General features: G+C 21.5%; 20 protein-coding genes and 1 pseudogene. 6 read left to right on the top strand and 15 right to left on the bottom strand.

The genetic code is table 4. From position 1 onward, the window contains the following. Window positions 1–134 precede the first annotated feature (134 nt). A complete protein-coding gene (locus EXC65_RS04490) occupies window positions 135–278 on the bottom strand; it encodes a hypothetical protein (RefSeq protein WP_165001357.1) in 144 nt (47 codons plus the stop codon). A 747-nt stretch (window positions 279–1,025) separates the two neighbouring features. Here EXC65_RS04490 and EXC65_RS04070 point away from each other — a divergent pair. From EXC65_RS04070 to EXC65_RS04080, 3 genes are all read left to right on the top strand, one after another. After that, window positions 1,026–1,325 carry an alpha-amylase family glycosyl hydrolase gene (locus EXC65_RS04070; RefSeq protein ID WP_129720231.1) on the top strand — a complete coding sequence of 100 codons (300 nt, stop codon included), beginning with the start codon at window positions 1,026–1,028 and terminating at the stop codon, window positions 1,323–1,325. A gap of 95 nt (window positions 1,326–1,420) precedes the next feature. Next, window positions 1,421–1,603, top strand: a complete 183-nt coding sequence (locus EXC65_RS04075) for a hypothetical protein (protein ID WP_129720232.1) — start codon at window positions 1,421–1,423, stop codon at window positions 1,601–1,603. A gap of 173 nt (window positions 1,604–1,776) precedes the next feature. Beyond that, complete coding sequence (locus EXC65_RS04080) at window positions 1,777–2,142, top strand: alpha-amylase family glycosyl hydrolase (protein WP_129720233.1); 366 nt, start codon at window positions 1,777–1,779, stop codon at window positions 2,140–2,142. Window positions 2,143–2,665: 523 nt separating this feature from the next. On the opposite strand, the gene EXC65_RS04620 is transcribed toward EXC65_RS04080, so the two are convergent. The 9 genes from EXC65_RS04620 to EXC65_RS04115 all read right to left on the bottom strand — a co-directional run bounded on the left by EXC65_RS04620 (window position 2,666) and on the right by EXC65_RS04115 (window position 7,591). Further along, complete coding sequence (locus EXC65_RS04620; protein WP_232018851.1) at window positions 2,666–2,767, bottom strand: SAM-dependent methyltransferase; 102 nt, start codon at window positions 2,765–2,767, stop codon at window positions 2,666–2,668. Window positions 2,768–3,147: 380 nt separating this feature from the next. Beyond that, window positions 3,148–3,303, bottom strand: a complete 156-nt coding sequence (locus EXC65_RS04710; protein ID WP_129720244.1) for an N-6 DNA methylase — start codon at window positions 3,301–3,303, stop codon at window positions 3,148–3,150. Beyond that, window positions 3,242–3,442 (bottom strand): N-6 DNA methylase, encoded by a 201-nt coding sequence (locus EXC65_RS04625; protein ID WP_129720234.1) that lies wholly within the window; start codon window positions 3,440–3,442, stop codon window positions 3,242–3,244. The genes EXC65_RS04710 and EXC65_RS04625 overlap by 62 nt, the downstream gene beginning before the upstream one ends. Window positions 3,443–4,363: 921 nt before the next feature. After that, entirely contained in the window at window positions 4,364–4,723 is a 360-nt protein-coding gene (locus tag EXC65_RS04095) for a hypothetical protein (protein WP_129720235.1), read from the bottom strand. 8 nt (window positions 4,724–4,731) lie between these two features. Beyond that, a complete protein-coding gene (locus EXC65_RS04100; protein WP_408631346.1) occupies window positions 4,732–5,241 on the bottom strand; it encodes a type I restriction enzyme subunit R domain-containing protein in 510 nt (169 codons plus the stop codon). Window positions 5,242–5,461: 220 nt separating this feature from the next. Then, window positions 5,462–5,584: a hypothetical protein gene (locus EXC65_RS04685; RefSeq protein WP_276310800.1), complete on the bottom strand. Its 123-nt coding sequence runs from the start codon at window positions 5,582–5,584 to the stop codon at window positions 5,462–5,464. An 11-nt stretch (window positions 5,585–5,595) separates the two neighbouring features. Further along, the gene (locus EXC65_RS04105; RefSeq protein WP_165001358.1) at window positions 5,596–6,183 is read right to left on the bottom strand and encodes a DEAD/DEAH box helicase family protein; all 588 of its coding nucleotides are present in this window, start codon (window positions 6,181–6,183) and stop codon (window positions 5,596–5,598) included. Between the two features lie 65 nt (window positions 6,184–6,248). Continuing rightward, entirely contained in the window at window positions 6,249–6,899 is a 651-nt protein-coding gene (locus EXC65_RS04110) for a type I restriction endonuclease (RefSeq protein ID WP_129720238.1), read from the bottom strand. 5 nt (window positions 6,900–6,904) lie between these two features. Beyond that, on the bottom strand, window positions 6,905–7,591 hold the full coding sequence (locus EXC65_RS04115; protein ID WP_129719505.1) for a restriction endonuclease subunit S: 687 nt from the start codon (window positions 7,589–7,591) through the stop codon (window positions 6,905–6,907). 241 nt (window positions 7,592–7,832) lie between these two features. On the opposite strand from EXC65_RS04115, the gene EXC65_RS04120 reads away from it, so the two are divergent. Then, window positions 7,833–8,102, top strand: coding sequence for a restriction endonuclease subunit S domain-containing protein (locus tag EXC65_RS04120; protein ID WP_129719503.1), 270 nt, complete (start codon window positions 7,833–7,835; stop codon window positions 8,100–8,102). Between the two features lie 35 nt (window positions 8,103–8,137). Here EXC65_RS04120 and EXC65_RS04125 read toward each other — a convergent pair whose 3' ends face one another. From EXC65_RS04125 to EXC65_RS04140, 4 genes are all read right to left on the bottom strand, one after another. Beyond that, entirely contained in the window at window positions 8,138–9,268 is a 1,131-nt protein-coding gene (locus tag EXC65_RS04125; RefSeq protein ID WP_129719502.1) for a restriction endonuclease subunit S, read from the bottom strand. Next, window positions 9,269–10,414, bottom strand: coding sequence for a restriction endonuclease subunit S (locus tag EXC65_RS04130; protein WP_129719499.1), 1,146 nt, complete (start codon window positions 10,412–10,414; stop codon window positions 9,269–9,271). It abuts the gene before it with no gap. A gap of 105 nt (window positions 10,415–10,519) precedes the next feature. Continuing rightward, on the bottom strand, window positions 10,520–12,082 hold the full coding sequence (locus EXC65_RS04135; protein ID WP_129719500.1) for a type I restriction-modification system subunit M: 1,563 nt from the start codon (window positions 12,080–12,082) through the stop codon (window positions 10,520–10,522). 435 nt (window positions 12,083–12,517) lie between these two features. Continuing rightward, window positions 12,518–13,288 carry a site-specific integrase gene (locus EXC65_RS04140; protein WP_129719501.1) on the bottom strand — a complete coding sequence of 257 codons (771 nt, stop codon included), beginning with the start codon at window positions 13,286–13,288 and terminating at the stop codon, window positions 12,518–12,520. 94 nt (window positions 13,289–13,382) lie between these two features. Here EXC65_RS04140 and EXC65_RS04145 point away from each other — a divergent pair, with 94 nt between their 5' ends. After that, on the top strand, window positions 13,383–14,495 hold the full coding sequence (locus EXC65_RS04145; protein ID WP_129719498.1) for a restriction endonuclease subunit S: 1,113 nt from the start codon (window positions 13,383–13,385) through the stop codon (window positions 14,493–14,495). Here EXC65_RS04145 and EXC65_RS04150 read toward each other — a convergent pair. Further along, window positions 14,478–15,482, bottom strand: coding sequence for a restriction endonuclease subunit S (locus EXC65_RS04150; RefSeq protein ID WP_165001306.1), 1,005 nt, complete (start codon window positions 15,480–15,482; stop codon window positions 14,478–14,480). The two genes, EXC65_RS04145 and EXC65_RS04150, sit on opposite strands and share 18 nt — an antisense overlap. A gap of 168 nt (window positions 15,483–15,650) precedes the next feature. On the opposite strand from EXC65_RS04150, the pseudogene EXC65_RS04155 reads away from it, so the two are divergent. After that, window positions 15,651–16,121, top strand: a pseudogene (locus EXC65_RS04155) (restriction endonuclease subunit S); the annotation flags it as partial. Window positions 16,122–16,232: the final 111 nt, after the last annotated feature.

Here is a 16,232-nt window from a genome sequence, read left to right on the forward strand (position 1 = left end):
ATATGTAGGAATTGAAAAAAATAAATGTTCATATCATTATTTTATGTTTGAAAATTTATTTAATCATGTTGATGTAAAAAAAGAAATATTCATCTACCAAATGGTTTAGGTGACATAACTAAAAATGCAAAAAACTATGAAAGATTGATTAAAGACAAAGGTGGGATTGATTTAATGATTCTTGGCATAGGGACAAATGGTCATATTGCTTTTAATGAGCCTGGTTCATTAATCGATGATAGAACAAGAGAAGTAAACTTACAGATAGCACTATCCATCAAAAAAATTTATTTGAAAATGAAAATGATGTTCCTAAACCGCTATTTCAATGGGAATAGGGACAATTCTAGAAGCTAAAAAATAATCCTTTTAGCTAATGGCTCTGCAAGCAAAAGCTATTTATGAAACTATAAATGGCAAAATAACTTCTGATGTACCAGCAAGTTTTTACAAAATCACGATGATGTTTCAATAATAATAGATATGATGCAGCTGAATTGCTTTAAATTTAAAATACAAAGGTTTAATTAATATATCAAGTTTTTCTTTATAACTTGCTATATTTTTTTTAAAATTAAAAAATGAAGAATTGAAAATTAAAATTACTAAAAATTAAAAAAGCAGTTATTGTTATATCTAATTTTATTTTACTATTTTTACTATGCTTTTTCTTTGTTTCATGTAAAAAAAATGCTCAATGACAAGAAAATAAATTTATTTAAACAACAATAAATTAACTTATAAAAATGATCATAAAAATGTAATGTTTTAACTCACCACTAAAACAGAAAACTAATACTTCAAATGTTATTTATCAGGTTTTAGTTTACTCATTTGCTGATGGCAATAATGATGGAATAGGTGATTTCATTGGACTAAAAGAAAATATTAATATTTTATTGATTTGAATATTGACCAAATATACTTATCACCAATTCATCCTTCAACTTCATATCATGTTATGATGTATTGATTATACTGAGTTGCAGAAGAATTAGTGGTAAAAAGCATTTTTAAATTTTTAAGTGCAGACATGAAATGGTATCAAAGTTTACATGGACATGGTATTTAATCATACTTCTTTGAACATCCGTGATTTCAAAAGCATTACAAACGATTTAAAATACCAAAATATTATCATTTTTATTCAAAAAAGAAATGACACAATCAGATACAAAGATTGAGAAATTTTTATTAATCTAAAAACAAAAATGCAACAAATAAATGATATACCTCAAATTTTGAGCAGGATGCCTGACTTAAATTTAGATAATTTTGAAGTTATAGAAGAACTAAAAGCAATACAAAAATATTGAACCAATTAGGGTTGATGGCTTTAGATATGATGCTTTGAAGAATATTTTCATCATATGGTGAAACTAAAATAATTTTAATGAAGCAAAATTTTTCTGAATAAGAAATGCTTCAATCAAACATTAAAAAAATTGGAAAATCTACAGAATTTTATGATGGGTGAATGATGAAAAATCCACAAGAAGCTGATAAATATTTAACAAGTGGTGCAAACAAAGCATTAGATGCTGTTTATGACAGTACACATTGAAAAAATAATTGATTTACTTATGAAGATGTCGAAATTTAAAACTATTCTTAAAATTTAAATTCTAATGAATGAATACCTTTTTATCCAATCATGATATGATAGATGAATTAATTCATATCGTATAAATATTTCTAAACTATTAGCTAAGATTTAAATAAACCACTGACTGAACAAGAATTGATGCAATAAAAGTGCTTATTTAATTTGTTGTTATGCCTACTAAACCAATAATTTATCATGGCGATGAATTAGGAATGCATGCTAATAAAAAGTTTGGGGACCCAGGGTTGCGTGAACCTTTTAAATGAAAAAATAAAAAATATCAAGTGGAATTTAAAGAGAAAAAAAGCAAAGATAAAATTTTCTTAAATTTTTCAGAAGATATAAAATATGTTGAAAATCAAGTTCAAAATAAAAATTCAATTTACAATACAATCAAATTTTTAAATCAATTTAGAAAAGAAAATAATTTTATATTTCAAAAAAATAACTCTACAATAAACAATGCTAATAATTACATAGATAAGCCTAATTATGCTGCTAATATTTTTATAAGACAAAATTTAGAAAAAAACTAAGAAATATTTAATTTTTTCTACCGTAGGTAGCATAAACCTAATGTTTAAATTAAAACAAATTATAAAAAAATTATTTTTCACATAAAACTAAATAAAGATAATAATATTTTATTGAAATGGTTCATTATTATATTAGAACTATATATTTTTCAAAAATTAAAAATTATAATAATAATTTAACAAACTTCATTTTATTAAAAACCCAATAGCAAAATTATTTAAATAATTTACTATTGGGTTTGACATTATTTTATAATTTTTTTATTTAATTATTAATTTTTTTTCAATTCAGCCAATTTTTTTCAAAAGTTTTCTTGTTCTTCTATTTCTTGATTTATTTTTTTAAGTTCTGCTTCAACTTCTTTAATGTTAATATTTCTGTTTCTTCTTGATAATTATCTAAGTCATAAAGACCATAGATAAAGAATAATCATTAGATACTATTTCATCATAAGTATATATTTGCAAATTTTCAATTTCTTTTTATTTTTCAAGCATTGAAATTTTAGTAATATTTTCATTGTTAAATATTTTGTCTTTTTGAAGCTTCAAATTCTTTAGTTGCATTAATCATGAAAATACCTTTTTCATTTGATGGTTTGTTTTTTCTCGCTACTAAATACATGTTGAAATACTGTGTTATAAAAAGATTTTCTGGCATAAAATTATTGTATCAATATAATTTTTATCTACAATATATTTCTGATTTCTTTTTCAGCTTTGGGTTGTTACGATTCAAAACACCTAATGAAAATACAGAACAACAATACCATTTTTAGGTTCCACATGATAAGCATATGTTGTAAAATGCAAAATCAGCATACCTTTTTGGTGCTAAAGAAGGAAAAGGATTAACCTAACATCTTTTGCTAATTCTTTGCTTGGATTTCATTTTAAACTAAAGGTGGGTTAGCTACAACACAATCAAAAGTTCCCTCTTCCTGAATATGCATAGTTTAATAATGTATCACCATTTTTATATCTATTTTCGAAATGGCACACCTCTTAAATAAAATTCATTCTTGCTAAATTGTATGTAGCATTTTTTATTTCTTGACCATAATTTTCCAAATGTTTTATATTGTCCTTACGTATTAATTTAATTAATAATGAACCTGAACCACATGCTGGATCATATGCTTTGAATTTTAGTTCTATTATAAGAAGCTATATCAGAAATTAATTGTGCTACACTAGATGGTGTATAAAATTCACCAGCTTTTTTACCTGAATCACTAGCAAATTCTGAAAGTAAATGCTCATAAGTAGTTCCAAAATGATCAACATCTTCCATTGACATTTTAAACTACTTATTTCTTTAATAATTGTTGAATTGTTCTTTCTTTTCCTCTTCAATATTACCTAAATTTTTATCAGTTAAATCATACTTTTAAAAGATCGCTAAATATTCTTTATTTTCAACATCTAAACCATTATTCATGATTTCGATTTGTTCAAAAGCTTCTTCCAACAATGGAATAATGGTTTTCCTTGGTACACTTGTTTTACAACATTTTGAAAACTATATTTATAATTAATGAAAAAACTTTCTTCATCTTTAAAATCATTTCTTCAATAGCTTTATATTGACTATTGGTTTGATCAAACTCCTCATAACTAATGTTTTTAAGTCTTTTTTTATACTTTTCAAATTTTGTTCTGATAATTCAGATAAGTATTTATAAAACAAAAACCAATAATATAATCACGATATTCTGTGGTTTCCATGTTATTCTTAATGTATTGCAAATTTTATCTACAACACTTTTTAATTCATTATTACTTGACATAATTAGTTAACTCCTTGCATTAAGATATTTTTTTGTATTTCTAAAAATTCTAAAATTGCTTTAATACTTTTAGAATATCATAAAGAAATTTTTCTGTATCTTGATTAGTGATATTTCTGTTTCTCTTCTTAATTTTTCCATTCATGATGATTATGAATATCTTCAAGATCTTTTTCATCAACTCTTTTTTTTAAATCCTCATCTAAAAGTTTTTTATTTATATCCGGATATGCTTCAATGACTTTTTTATAATTGAAATTGAAATTTTTACTTACTATTGAAATATATTATTTTAAATTCTTCTAATTTTAATATTTTTCTTGATCAATCATTTTATTTTTAAATTAAATAAATATTTTTTAAATTAAGAAATCATTCGGTATTAAATATTTTTCTAATATCATATGTCTCTTCGCTAATATCACCTTGTTTTAATAAATATTTAATTCTTGAAGATTTTTTTCAAGTTGTTCATTTATTTCATTGACATCAAAATTAATAAATGATTTTTTAGTGCAATCTGTGTTAAAACAAATTAAATTATCTAAATATTTTTCATCAATAATAACTTCATGATATTTTGCTTCTTCAGGAATATAAATTGTAACATCATCAATAGGTTCTTCTGGTTTTTCTCCTCTTTCATTAAAAGTGTCTTTAACCTTTTTAACAATATTTAAATATTCTTTTAATTCTTCAATTGTAAAACCTTCGATTTTATTATTTTCATCATATTCAGGATAAGTTTTAAGTTTAGAATAAGTTTTGTTAGTTTCAACAACTTCTTTCAAATATTGATTTAAATCACTTGTTGAAGCATTAGAAAAACATTTTGATTTTCAAAATCATAAACTTTTGTCACACTAGTTTTAAGCTTTTGTCAAACATCAACAAAATATTTATACACTTTTTCATATGTTTCACCATACACAATGTCAACAAGATCATCTTTAGTACTTTCTGCATAAGTCATAAAAGCATCATCAATTGTATTTTGTGAAACAGAAAAATTAATTATTAGACCATAAGGTTTATTTTCTTCATAAATTCTATTAGTTCTTGAAAAAGCTTGAATTAAATTGTGATTAGATAATTGCTTATTTATATAAAGGGTATTAGTATTAGGTGAATCATAGCCCGTTAAAAGCATATCTACAACCAAAACAATATCAATGCCATCTTCATTGGGTTTGTAATTTTTAAAACGATATTGAACATCATTAATATATTTATCAAAATTTATTTCATCAAATGATGTTTTAAATCTTTTGTTGTAATTTTCCACTATATTTTTTTTAAAATCTTCTATTTTTTATCTTTTTCATTATTTTCGATATTATCTTGCTCTTTTAAATTGAATGAAAATATTGGAGACATGAAAATATTATTTATTTCTGAACTTAAATATAATTCATAAAAACTTAGCATATCTTTGATTGTGTCAAAAGCAAAAATTGCATTATAATGACCATTTTGTGTAAAATTGTAATGTGATTTTTTAACTATTTTTAAAATTTCAGTTAGCTTTTTTAAATGATTGTTTGGAAATCTAAAATTTCGTTTTCTGAATAATTAACAGAATCTTTATCATTTGTATAATAATTTCTGAGACTAAAACCTAAAACATTTTTATCTTTTATAGCATCACGCATATTATAAACATCTAATTTGTTACCAAAAATGTCTGAAGTTTTTTTATCACTATCATTTTCAAAATTGGTGTTCCAGAGAATCCTATCATAATACTATTTTTTAAATTATTTTTTATTCTACTTCCCATTGTTCCGGCTACTGAGCGATGACATTCATCTATTATAAAAACAAAGGTTTTATTTGTTATTTCTTGAATTAAATTTAAATTATTAGTTAAAATTTTATTCATTTTTTGAATAGTTGTAATTATTAATTTTTCCCTTTTTTTAATTAAAAGTTCTAATAATTTTGAGGAATTGTCTTGATATAGAGCCTCAAAAAGTTCATTTTCATTTCAAGAAATAAAACTTCGAAACTCTTTTGTTGTTTGAGTATTAAGATCCTGTCTATCAACTAAGAAAATTACATGATCAATGTTAGGATTTTGAGATAATATTTCAGCAATTTTATATGATGTTATTGTTTTTCCACTACCTGTTGTATGTCAAATATAACCATTATTTATATTAATATTAGCATTTAATTTATTTTTTAATTGATTATTAACAAAATTAATTGTTTTTTGCATTGCTCTTTGTTGATAAGGTCTTAAAAGCAAAAGTTTATTTTTAGCTTTTTGAAAAACAACACAATTTTTTAAATAATATTTTAATTTGTTTTTGTTTAAAAAATCTTGAATAAAATTATCAATATTTTTTCCATTATCTGAATATCAGTTAAATTCAACTTTTTTTCTTCTTTATCATTGTTAGACATTAATTTAATTTTTTCAAAATTTGATGCCACAAGTATTTGAACAAACCTTAAAACATCACTATTTAAAACATTTTTATAGTCATTTTTAATATCAGAAATAGCTTTTTTTATTTTTACATTTTTATCTTTAAATTCAAAGAAAATTAATGGAAAACCATTGATTAAAATTAAACTATCAAATATATTAGTTTTATTTGTTTCTTTATTTTTTGTGCTAAATTGTTGTAAAACATAAAAATTATTATTTTCTCAATTTTCCCAATCAATTAATTTAAGTCTTTGTTCTCTTGAACTATTTTCTTTTGGGATAGTTATGGTATCGAAATTTCAAATTCATTGAGCAAATTGAATTTTTTCAGTTTTAGTTAAAGTAAATAACTCTTTAAGCTTTTGTTTATTTTCTTCTTTTAATTTAATTGAGTTTAATCTTTCAATTTCAATAAAAATTATTTTGAGTAAACCTTCAGTATCTTTTATACCTTGAAGTTTTATATATTCTTGTTTTTCAACTAATTTTTTTACAAAATCATTTTCATATCATTTTTCATTTTGCTTCATTTGTTTTATCCTTTAATTAAAATATTTTTGTAGTAATTAAATCTTTTAATTAGTATTTTTTCTTTCTGTTCTAACAACTCAATTTTTTTATACAATGGTTCAATAATGCTTATTAATAAATTTTGTGTTTCTAGTGATGGGATGTTGATGTCAAAATATGACAAATCATTATTGCTTAAAAAACCTTGAGCCGAACCTTTGGCAATTGTATTTAAATCAGGTTGCTTCATTTTTAATAAATAAAACAAAAATTTTGTATTTACAATACTATTATCAGGCTTTAAAACAAAACAGTTACTTGTAGTAGAGAATTTTTCATTTACATAAATAACCGTTCCAGCATATGCACCATGACTTGTAATTAATATATACTCACCATCAAAAATAAAAGTATTGAGTTTACCAAAAATTCCATTATCTTTAGTTTTGGATGAATAAACATTGAATTTACCATCTTTTAACGTTTCACTTTGCTTGATATTTTTTCCTTTTAAAAACTCAACAAGTTTACTTAATTTATAAATTCCTTCAAAGTTACTTAATAATTTCTTTGAATAAAGGTTTTGTTGCTTTTTGAATAAATTTATTTGATTTTTAATAAGGTTTAATTGTTTTTCTAATGGTTCAATAATATCTATTATTGAACCATTAGAAAAAGTTTTAAATAATTTTAAAAATCTAGAAACAAACATTAACAAATTTACAAATAAAATTTTCAAAATTTTAAAAAATAATTTTTATATTGATAATATTTACGAAATTTCAACTGGTAAATGAAATAATGATGTTATAGATGAAGAAAATGGTATTTACAATTTTTATTCATGTTCAGAACACATAAGCAAGTCATTTAAAAGCAATTACAATGGTAAATATATAATATTATCAGGTAATGGTAATTTTTATTGCTGATGATATAATGGTATTTTCGATTTGTATCAAAGAAATTATGCAATAAAACCTAAAAAATTATTTTTTACTACTTTTTGAACAATACAAAATTTTATTCAACAATTAAGAAATCAATCTAATGGATCAGTAATTAAATATTTAAAATTAAATCAAATAAAAAACATTAAAATTCTAGATGTTTCTTTAGAAAATGAATTAGAAAAAATTTATATATTGCTAAACACCTTAATACTTATTAAAAATAAAATTAATAAAATATTAAATTTAAAAATTAAGCTATTAGTAAAATAATGAAAAACATTTATTTAAATAAAAATAGGTGTTTTTTAGATGAAAATTTTTAATATTTTTTTTAATATAGAATTTATATTTTTTTCTAAATTTATTAAATTTGATAATTGACTAAAAAGATTATTACTATATAAAATATCTTTTTTAATAAAAATTTTATTAAGGTTTTCTTTATTTAGAGATTGCATTAATGTACCAGTTTGTAATTGATTTTTTTGATATATAAAATCGTTAGACAATAAAAAAGATAATAAATGATCATTTGTTTCATTTTTACTTTTTATATTAAAAAAACCAGTAGAAAAAACTATATTAGGAGCTTTTGAAAAAATCATCAATTTGTTTTCACCAATTATTTTTGAAAAAATAAATGAATTATCTTCTATTGTTAAATCTGCTCTTGATGGTTTTTTGGTTTGGTCTAATAAAATTAAATTTTCTTTATTTAAACTAAGTTCACTAACAAGTGAAGTTGGGCAATAAAATTTTTCATTTTTATATTTTTTATTTTTTATAATTATTTGATTTTTTATAGGTTCTTTTGAAGATTGATTTAGTTTATAAATTAAAATTAAATGTTTTTTTAATATTAATTTAATTTTATTTATTGTATTTTTTAACTGTTCAATAGGTTCAATAATATCTATTAATGTTTTTATATCTTTTTCAGCATTTTCAATAGTATCAATTCTTACCAAATGATTATGCCTCAAAAATAATTCTTCATGCGGTTCAATAATATCTATTATTGAATTTTGGGTATTGAGAGGTGGGATGTTTATAGAAATATTTAATAAAACAGAACTTTTTAAATGCCTCTGTGCAGAACCTGAAAGTTTTGAAATAATTAATTGTTCTTTTGTTTTTAAAAGAAAAAATAAATATTTTTCATTAATATTTTGTTTAGAAATAATATCTAAAAAATAAGCTACAGAATTAATATTAAATTTATAATTATGATAAAAAACTTTACCAGCTGTTCCTACACGTGAAATAGTTATTCCTTTTTTAAATTTTCAATGATTAATATATGATATTATTCCATTATTTTGTCCAGTTCCAGCGATTAATGGATATTTTCCTTGTATTTTTTTTAAATGTTTTCCTGCTAGTTTTGGATCACCCCTTTTAATCTTTACTATATCCCCAAGTTTATAAATTGCCATTTATGAACTCCTTTCTTTAATTTTTTTAAATATAATTTGATTATTAATCAAAATTATTTTCTGTATTTTATTTTGTATATTTGTTAATATTTTTATTAATTTTTCAAGTTTATTTATAATTAATATCATTTTTTGTTGATTTGCTAATGTTGGAAGTGAAAGTGTTAAATTTAAAATTGTTAAAAAATTTATTCCGCCCAATAATGTTGATGTTTTATTTTTTTGTTTTCAATTTAATCAAAAATTTGAATAATTAAAATATTTAAAAAAGTCTTTTTGAATTTTAGTTTCATCAATATTTAATTTTACTAATGAGCTATCAAAAACAGCTGAGTTTTCTTCATAAATATTTTGAATTCCAAAACTAGGTTCTGGGAATCTAGTAAAGAAAACATCATTTTTGTTAGCAAAAAAACTTTCTAATTTTTCATCATAAAATGTCATTTTGTCATTTAAATTATTATTTTTGAAACTCTTGTAAGTTAAAATATATAAATTATTTTTTTTATCATCTGACTCAAAGTTAATTTTACCCATTTTATATGGTTTTTGTTTATCTAATAAATCAGATAATAAATAATTTTGTTTATTACTTTTATTCATAACATAATTAAGTGTTTTAACTAATAAATTATTAATTTGAAATATAGGATTTTCAAAAAATTTTTCAAAAAATACAAGACTTTCGTTTGTTTTTTTTCAATTTTGAACAATTTCTTTTTGAATACTTAATTCAGGAATACTTAACTTTAAGCTTTTTAATTTTTTCAAACTTAAACGTTTGATTAAATCTCCCTCAATTGCATATTGACTAATTTTAGCATTTAGTGATTTTAATAGTAAATATAAAAAATCTAAAATTACAATATTTTTATTTGGTTTTACAATAATTAAGTGTGATGTAGCACTAAATTTATATTTCCTTAATGTTATAAAAATATTATCTTCAATCCCTAATCTTGGCAATGTAATACAATTTTGAAAATTAAATGTCTCAACTTTTCCAATAATCCCATCATTTTTGGAAGTAGATGAAATTAGAGGGTATTCGCCTTTGCTTTCTGTTGGTTTTTTTAAAATTTTACCAAGATAAAATTTAGCTATTTCTTCTAATTTGAAAATATTAGTATTTTGAATTTGTTTCATATTACTTTTCCTTATTGATTTTAATTTTTGTAGTTATAAAATATTTTTTTGCTTTTGTTTTATGGAAAGACTGTTGCTAATTAAATAAATAATAATGAATTGATTCTATTTTTCTTTTTCTTGCTCATCAGCAAATTTAATAGCTTGTTCAATAGATTTTTCAACATCAGGAATTAAATCAGTGAATTCTTTAAATAAAATTTTGAGTTCATTTTGAATTTCTAGAATCTCTGCTTTTAGTTGTTCTTTATCCACTTCTTCTTCTAGTAAATCAATGTATCTTCCAGGTACAAGTGAATAATCATTTTCTTTAATTTCATTTAATGAAACTCTTTTTGCAAAACCTTTGATACTAAAATCTTTATTTAACTTAGCATCATTATAAGCAGAAACTATTTCATTAATATTTTCTGTGTTAAACACTCTAAGTTTTTTAGTAGCTAATTCTCCTAAATTTTCAGCATTAATAAAAATAACATCGTCATTCAATTTGTTATTATTAAAAATTCAGATTGTGGCAGGAATGCCAGTTGTGTAAAATAATTTATCTGGTAAAGAAATTATTGCTTCTATTTTATTTTCTTCAAGCATTTTTTTTCTAATGCTTAGCTCTTCTTTTTGTGAAGAAGAAAGTGCACCATTAGCAAGAATAACAGCTGCTCTACCATTTTCATTTAATTTATATAAAATATGGGATAATCAAGCATAATTAGCATTTTTTGTAGGTGGTAGTCCTCATTTGTATCTTGGATCATCTGAAGCATTTTCATTTTCTCATATTTTAAGATTAAATGGTGGATTTGCTAATACAATATCAAATTGTTCAAAACCACTTAAGTCTTCTTTGAAAGTGCTTTCTGCTTTTGAACCAAGATGTGTATCATCAGGATCAAAACCATTTAAAATTAAGTTAATTTTTGCTAATTTTCATGTTGTAGATGAAAATTCTTGACCATATACTCTCATTTGAGTTATATCTTTTTTATGTTTTTCTAAATATTTTTTAGCTTGAACAAACATTCCACCTGTTCCACAAGCTGGATCATAAATTTTACTATCGCTGTCTGGAGCTAAAAGAGCAACCATAAGTTCCACAATGGATTGTGGTGTGTAAAATTCTCCACCATTTTGACCTTGTTTTCTAAAAAAGTTTCCTAAAAAATATTCATATAGTCTACCTATAAAATCTTCTTTAAGTTCAGAAAAATTAATGTCAGAAAACTGTTTAATTACTTTACTTAATCTTTGTTTATCTAAATCTTCACGACTAAAATTTTTTTCAAATAGACCTTTTAATGAATTGTTTTGTTCTTCTAGCGCTAATAAAGCCTCATCGATTTTTATTCCAATTTCTTCTTTACTTATATATTTTTGAATATTTGATCAACTGGCACTTTCTGGCACAATAAATTGAACATCATACCTTTTAAGTAAATTTAAATCTTTTTTTGCTAATAATCATTTTCTTTCGCCATCATTCAAATATTTTTTTCTAATTTGTTCTCCTGCTTTTTCATATTTATCAGACATTGCTTTTAAAAATATAATAGCAATAATAATGTGCATATATTGTTCAGAAGGAACATTCCCCCTCATTTCATCACATGATTTTCATAATTTTTCTTTGATTGAATCAATATAATTGATTTCGATATTTTGTTTGGACATTTTTTACCTCTTTTTTTTTTTTTTTTGAATTTAATATATAAATTCTTATATATAATGTTTAATTAAATAGCTAAATAATTATTTAAAATTGCATTTATTTTTAGATGCAATAATATTATAACATGAATTATGAGTTTTTTTACAAACTTTTTATTTTTTTTATTTTATTAGGTTTTCAAATATGTTGTTTTAAATAATAAAAATATTAAATGTAATAAATTAATATAAAAAAATGAAACATAACAAATTAAAAAAATTAAAATATTAGCTATATTTAAACAAAATGAAGTTAAGTAAATAGATTATTTTTAACAAAAAAAACAAAACACTAATATTAAATGCTGTGTTTTGTTTTTTTAAGATTTAATATAAATTTAAAAAATAAATTAAATGTTTTTATTTAAATAAACCAAAAAATATATAAAAATTGTTAAATTAAAAAATTTTATGTAAAGTAAGTGTTTGTGTTTTAATGTGTCCTGTAATATTTGCAATTTGAGTAGAATTGTAGCCAAGATAAGCTCATTGAGTAATTTTATTAGTTCTTAAAGTTTGAAAATTTATATCATGTTTTTTAAATTTATTAGGATGTCTTTTAGATAAAAATTTAAAAAATTTACTCATTCTTGAATTTAGTGATGAATTATTAATTTTTAGATTATTAAAATTAATTTCTAAATATATATCAACTAAATATTCAGGTATACCTACAACTCTTTGTGATTGTTTATGTTTAGTTTTTAAAACTTGAGTTGTAGTAAAATAATCAGAGTTTAAATTTTCAAAATCAGCGTTAATTATTTCATTAATTCTTGCTGCATTTTCATAAACCATTCAAAAATAGAATTCTAAAACTTTATCATTAAATATTTTTAATTCTTTAGTTAAAATTTCAATTTCTGTTGTAGTGAAAATTCTTTTTTCTCTAGAATCATTATTGTATGTATTTAATAATTCAACATTAAAGCTTTGCTTTTGATTTTTATTACATCATCTTAAAAAACTTTTAACAACTCTCATGTATAAAAGTTTTGTATTATTTCTTACATTAAGAGAAGAAATATATTTGTTAATTTGTTTAATAGTAATCTTTTCAAGTAAAATAATACGTTTTAAAAATGAAAAGTAAGTTTTTTGTGTTTTATAATTTTGTTTAGTAGATAAAAATAATTTGATCATTTTTTCATTATTTTTTAAAAAATTCATAATTTCCTTTCTTTTTTTTAAATGAAAAAATTATAAAAAAAGCATAAATATATAAAAAAATAAAAAGTCAGAATAAAAATTTATTTATTCATTAATGGCAATTTATAAACTTGGGGAAATAATTCAAGTAATTTCAGGTAATAGCAAACTTACAAAAAAATATGTAGATGCAAATAATGGTGAATTTGGTGTTGTATCTAGTAGTTCATTTAATAATGGAATTTTCGGTTATATAAATACATTTTTGTATGAAAAAGGAATTACAATTTCTAAAGATGGTAGTATTGGAAATGTTTTTTGACAAGATAAACCATTTTCTATTAATACAGGCGCATTTTTAGTTAAACCAAAAGATTTAAGCATTATAAACGAAAAATATTTATTTTTTCTTTTAAAAACAAAAGAAAAAAGACTAAAACAAATAGGTGATGGCAGTGTAATCAAACATATTTATGCAAAAGATATTAATAACTTAGAAGCTATTATTCCTGATTTGAAAACCCAAAATTCAATAATAGATATTATTGAACCGCATGAAGAATTATTTTTGAGGCATAATCATTTGGTAAGAATTGATACTATTGAAAATGCTGAAAAAGATATAAAAACATTAATAGATATTATTGAACCAAATGAACTAATAGAAAATAAAATAAAAAAAATGAAAAAAAACATTGATAAAATTTATTTTTGATTTTTTGATAATTTCTCTATAAGGCGCAATAATTTTCTTTATGAAAATGTGTCTTTTATTAAAGGAAAAAATAAAAGTAAAAATCAAAATACATCATGTGAAAAAAATACTTTTATTAATATATCTTCGTTACAAGGGAAAATTAATGATTTTACATGTGATAAGAAAAATGTGCATTTTGGTGATATTTTAATATCTTTAGATGCAACTACAGGTATAGTGAATAATAATATCGAAGGGTTTAATGGATATGCATATAAAGTAGAATCTAAAACAAAAAAAGATGTGGAAATATATTTAAATTTAATAAACAAGTTTAATCAAAAAATTATTAAAAATTTTTCAGTAGGAACAACTATAATGCATGCTTCAAAAGCAAAAAATAAATTAATAAATTTCGAATTTAATCATGTTCAATTAATTGAAAAAATATATTATTTTGACTTTAAATTAAAAAAAATTGAACAAAAAATCCAAAAATTAAAAAACAAAATTTTAAAAATAATATTTTAAAATTTGTTTTTTTAATACAGTTAATATTTTTTTAATTTTTGTTAAAATTATGTATATTTCATTTATCTTTAAATCAATATTATAAGTTTTTATTAATTTCAATTCTAAAATATTGTTTTTAGTAATGTTTTTTTGAGCAGCGCCAGTAGCTATATTTAATAATTCTGTTTTTTGTTTTTTTATGCTTTCTGAAATATTTAATGGGTAATCTGAAGTTAATGATAATGTTCTTTGATTAGAAACTCAATTTTTTGATGTTATAACTTTTGATGTACCAATTGTGCCTGAAAGCCCTGTGATAATATCCCCAATATTTAATAGATTATTTTTCATAAAGTTAGTTTCTTGATTTTGTGTTAAAGAATTTCCGATATTTGATATTTTAAAAATTTTGTATTTTCCATTATCTTCTATATGCTTTTTGTTATAAGCAAAACCAGTATTTATTTTATATGAAATATCTTTTATCAAAACATTACTTAATTTTCTTTGTTGGTAAATTTTTAATATTTTTTTTTCAATTTGAATAATTAAATTTTTTGTTTGCTCAATGGGTTCAATAATATCTATTATTGAATTTTGGGTTTCTAAAGGTGGGATTTTTACACTATAATATGACAAATCATTATTACTTAAAAAACCTTGAGCCGAACCTTTGGCGATTGCGTTTAAATTTAATTGATTCATTTTTAATAAATAAAACAAAAATTTTGTATTTACAATACTATTATCAGGCTTTAAAACAAAACAGTTACTTGTAGTAGAGAATTTTTCATTTACATAAATAACTGTTCCAGCATATGCACCATGACTTGTAATTAATATATACTCACCATCAAAAATAAAAGTATTAAGTTTACCAAAAATTCCATTATCTTTAGTTTTGGATGAATAAACATTAAATTCACCATTTTCTAGTGTTTCATTTTGTTTTATATTTTTACCTTTTAAAAATTTAACAATTTTGTTCAATTCATAAATTGCCATTAAAAAACTAAATCCTTTCATTTGTTTTAAAAAATTATTATTTTTTTTAAAAAAATTTTTTTATTTAAAAAAAAATAAAATAATATACAACGTTATATCAAATATTATCATGTAAATTGTACTATAATTCAATGTTTTTATATAATAAATAAATCATTAATGGCAATTTATAAACTTGGGGATATAGTCAAAATAAAAAGAGGGAATATAATAAATTCAAATGATTTAAAAAATAATCCTGGAGATTATCCAGTTATATCTTCTAACACCAAAAATAATGGTGTCTTTGGATATATAAATTCATATATGTATGATGGAGAATATATAACTATTAGCGCTGATGGAGCATATGCAGGAACAGTTTTTTTACAAAAAAATAAATTTTCTATCACAAATGTTTGTTTTATTTTAATTCCTAAAATAAAACAACTTTTTAATGAAAAATATTTATTTTATTTATTGAAAAAAAGTGAAAACAAAATAAAAAAACAATCAATTGTTGGATCATCTAGACCTGCAGTTAGAGAGTATACATTGCGAACTTTAGAAATTAATATTCCTCCATTAGAAATACAAAATTCAATAATAGATATTAATGTTTTTATATCTTTTTCAGCATTTTCAATAGTATCAATTCTTACCAAATGATTATGCCTCAAAAATAATTCTTCATGCGGTTCAATAATAGATATTATTGAACCATTAGAAAAACAATTAAACCTTATTAAAGATCAAATAAACTTATTCAAA

The organism is Mesomycoplasma neurolyticum (assembly GCF_900660485.1).
GTDB lineage: Bacteria > Bacillota_I > Bacilli_A > Mycoplasmatales > Metamycoplasmataceae > Mesomycoplasma_A > Mesomycoplasma_A neurolyticum.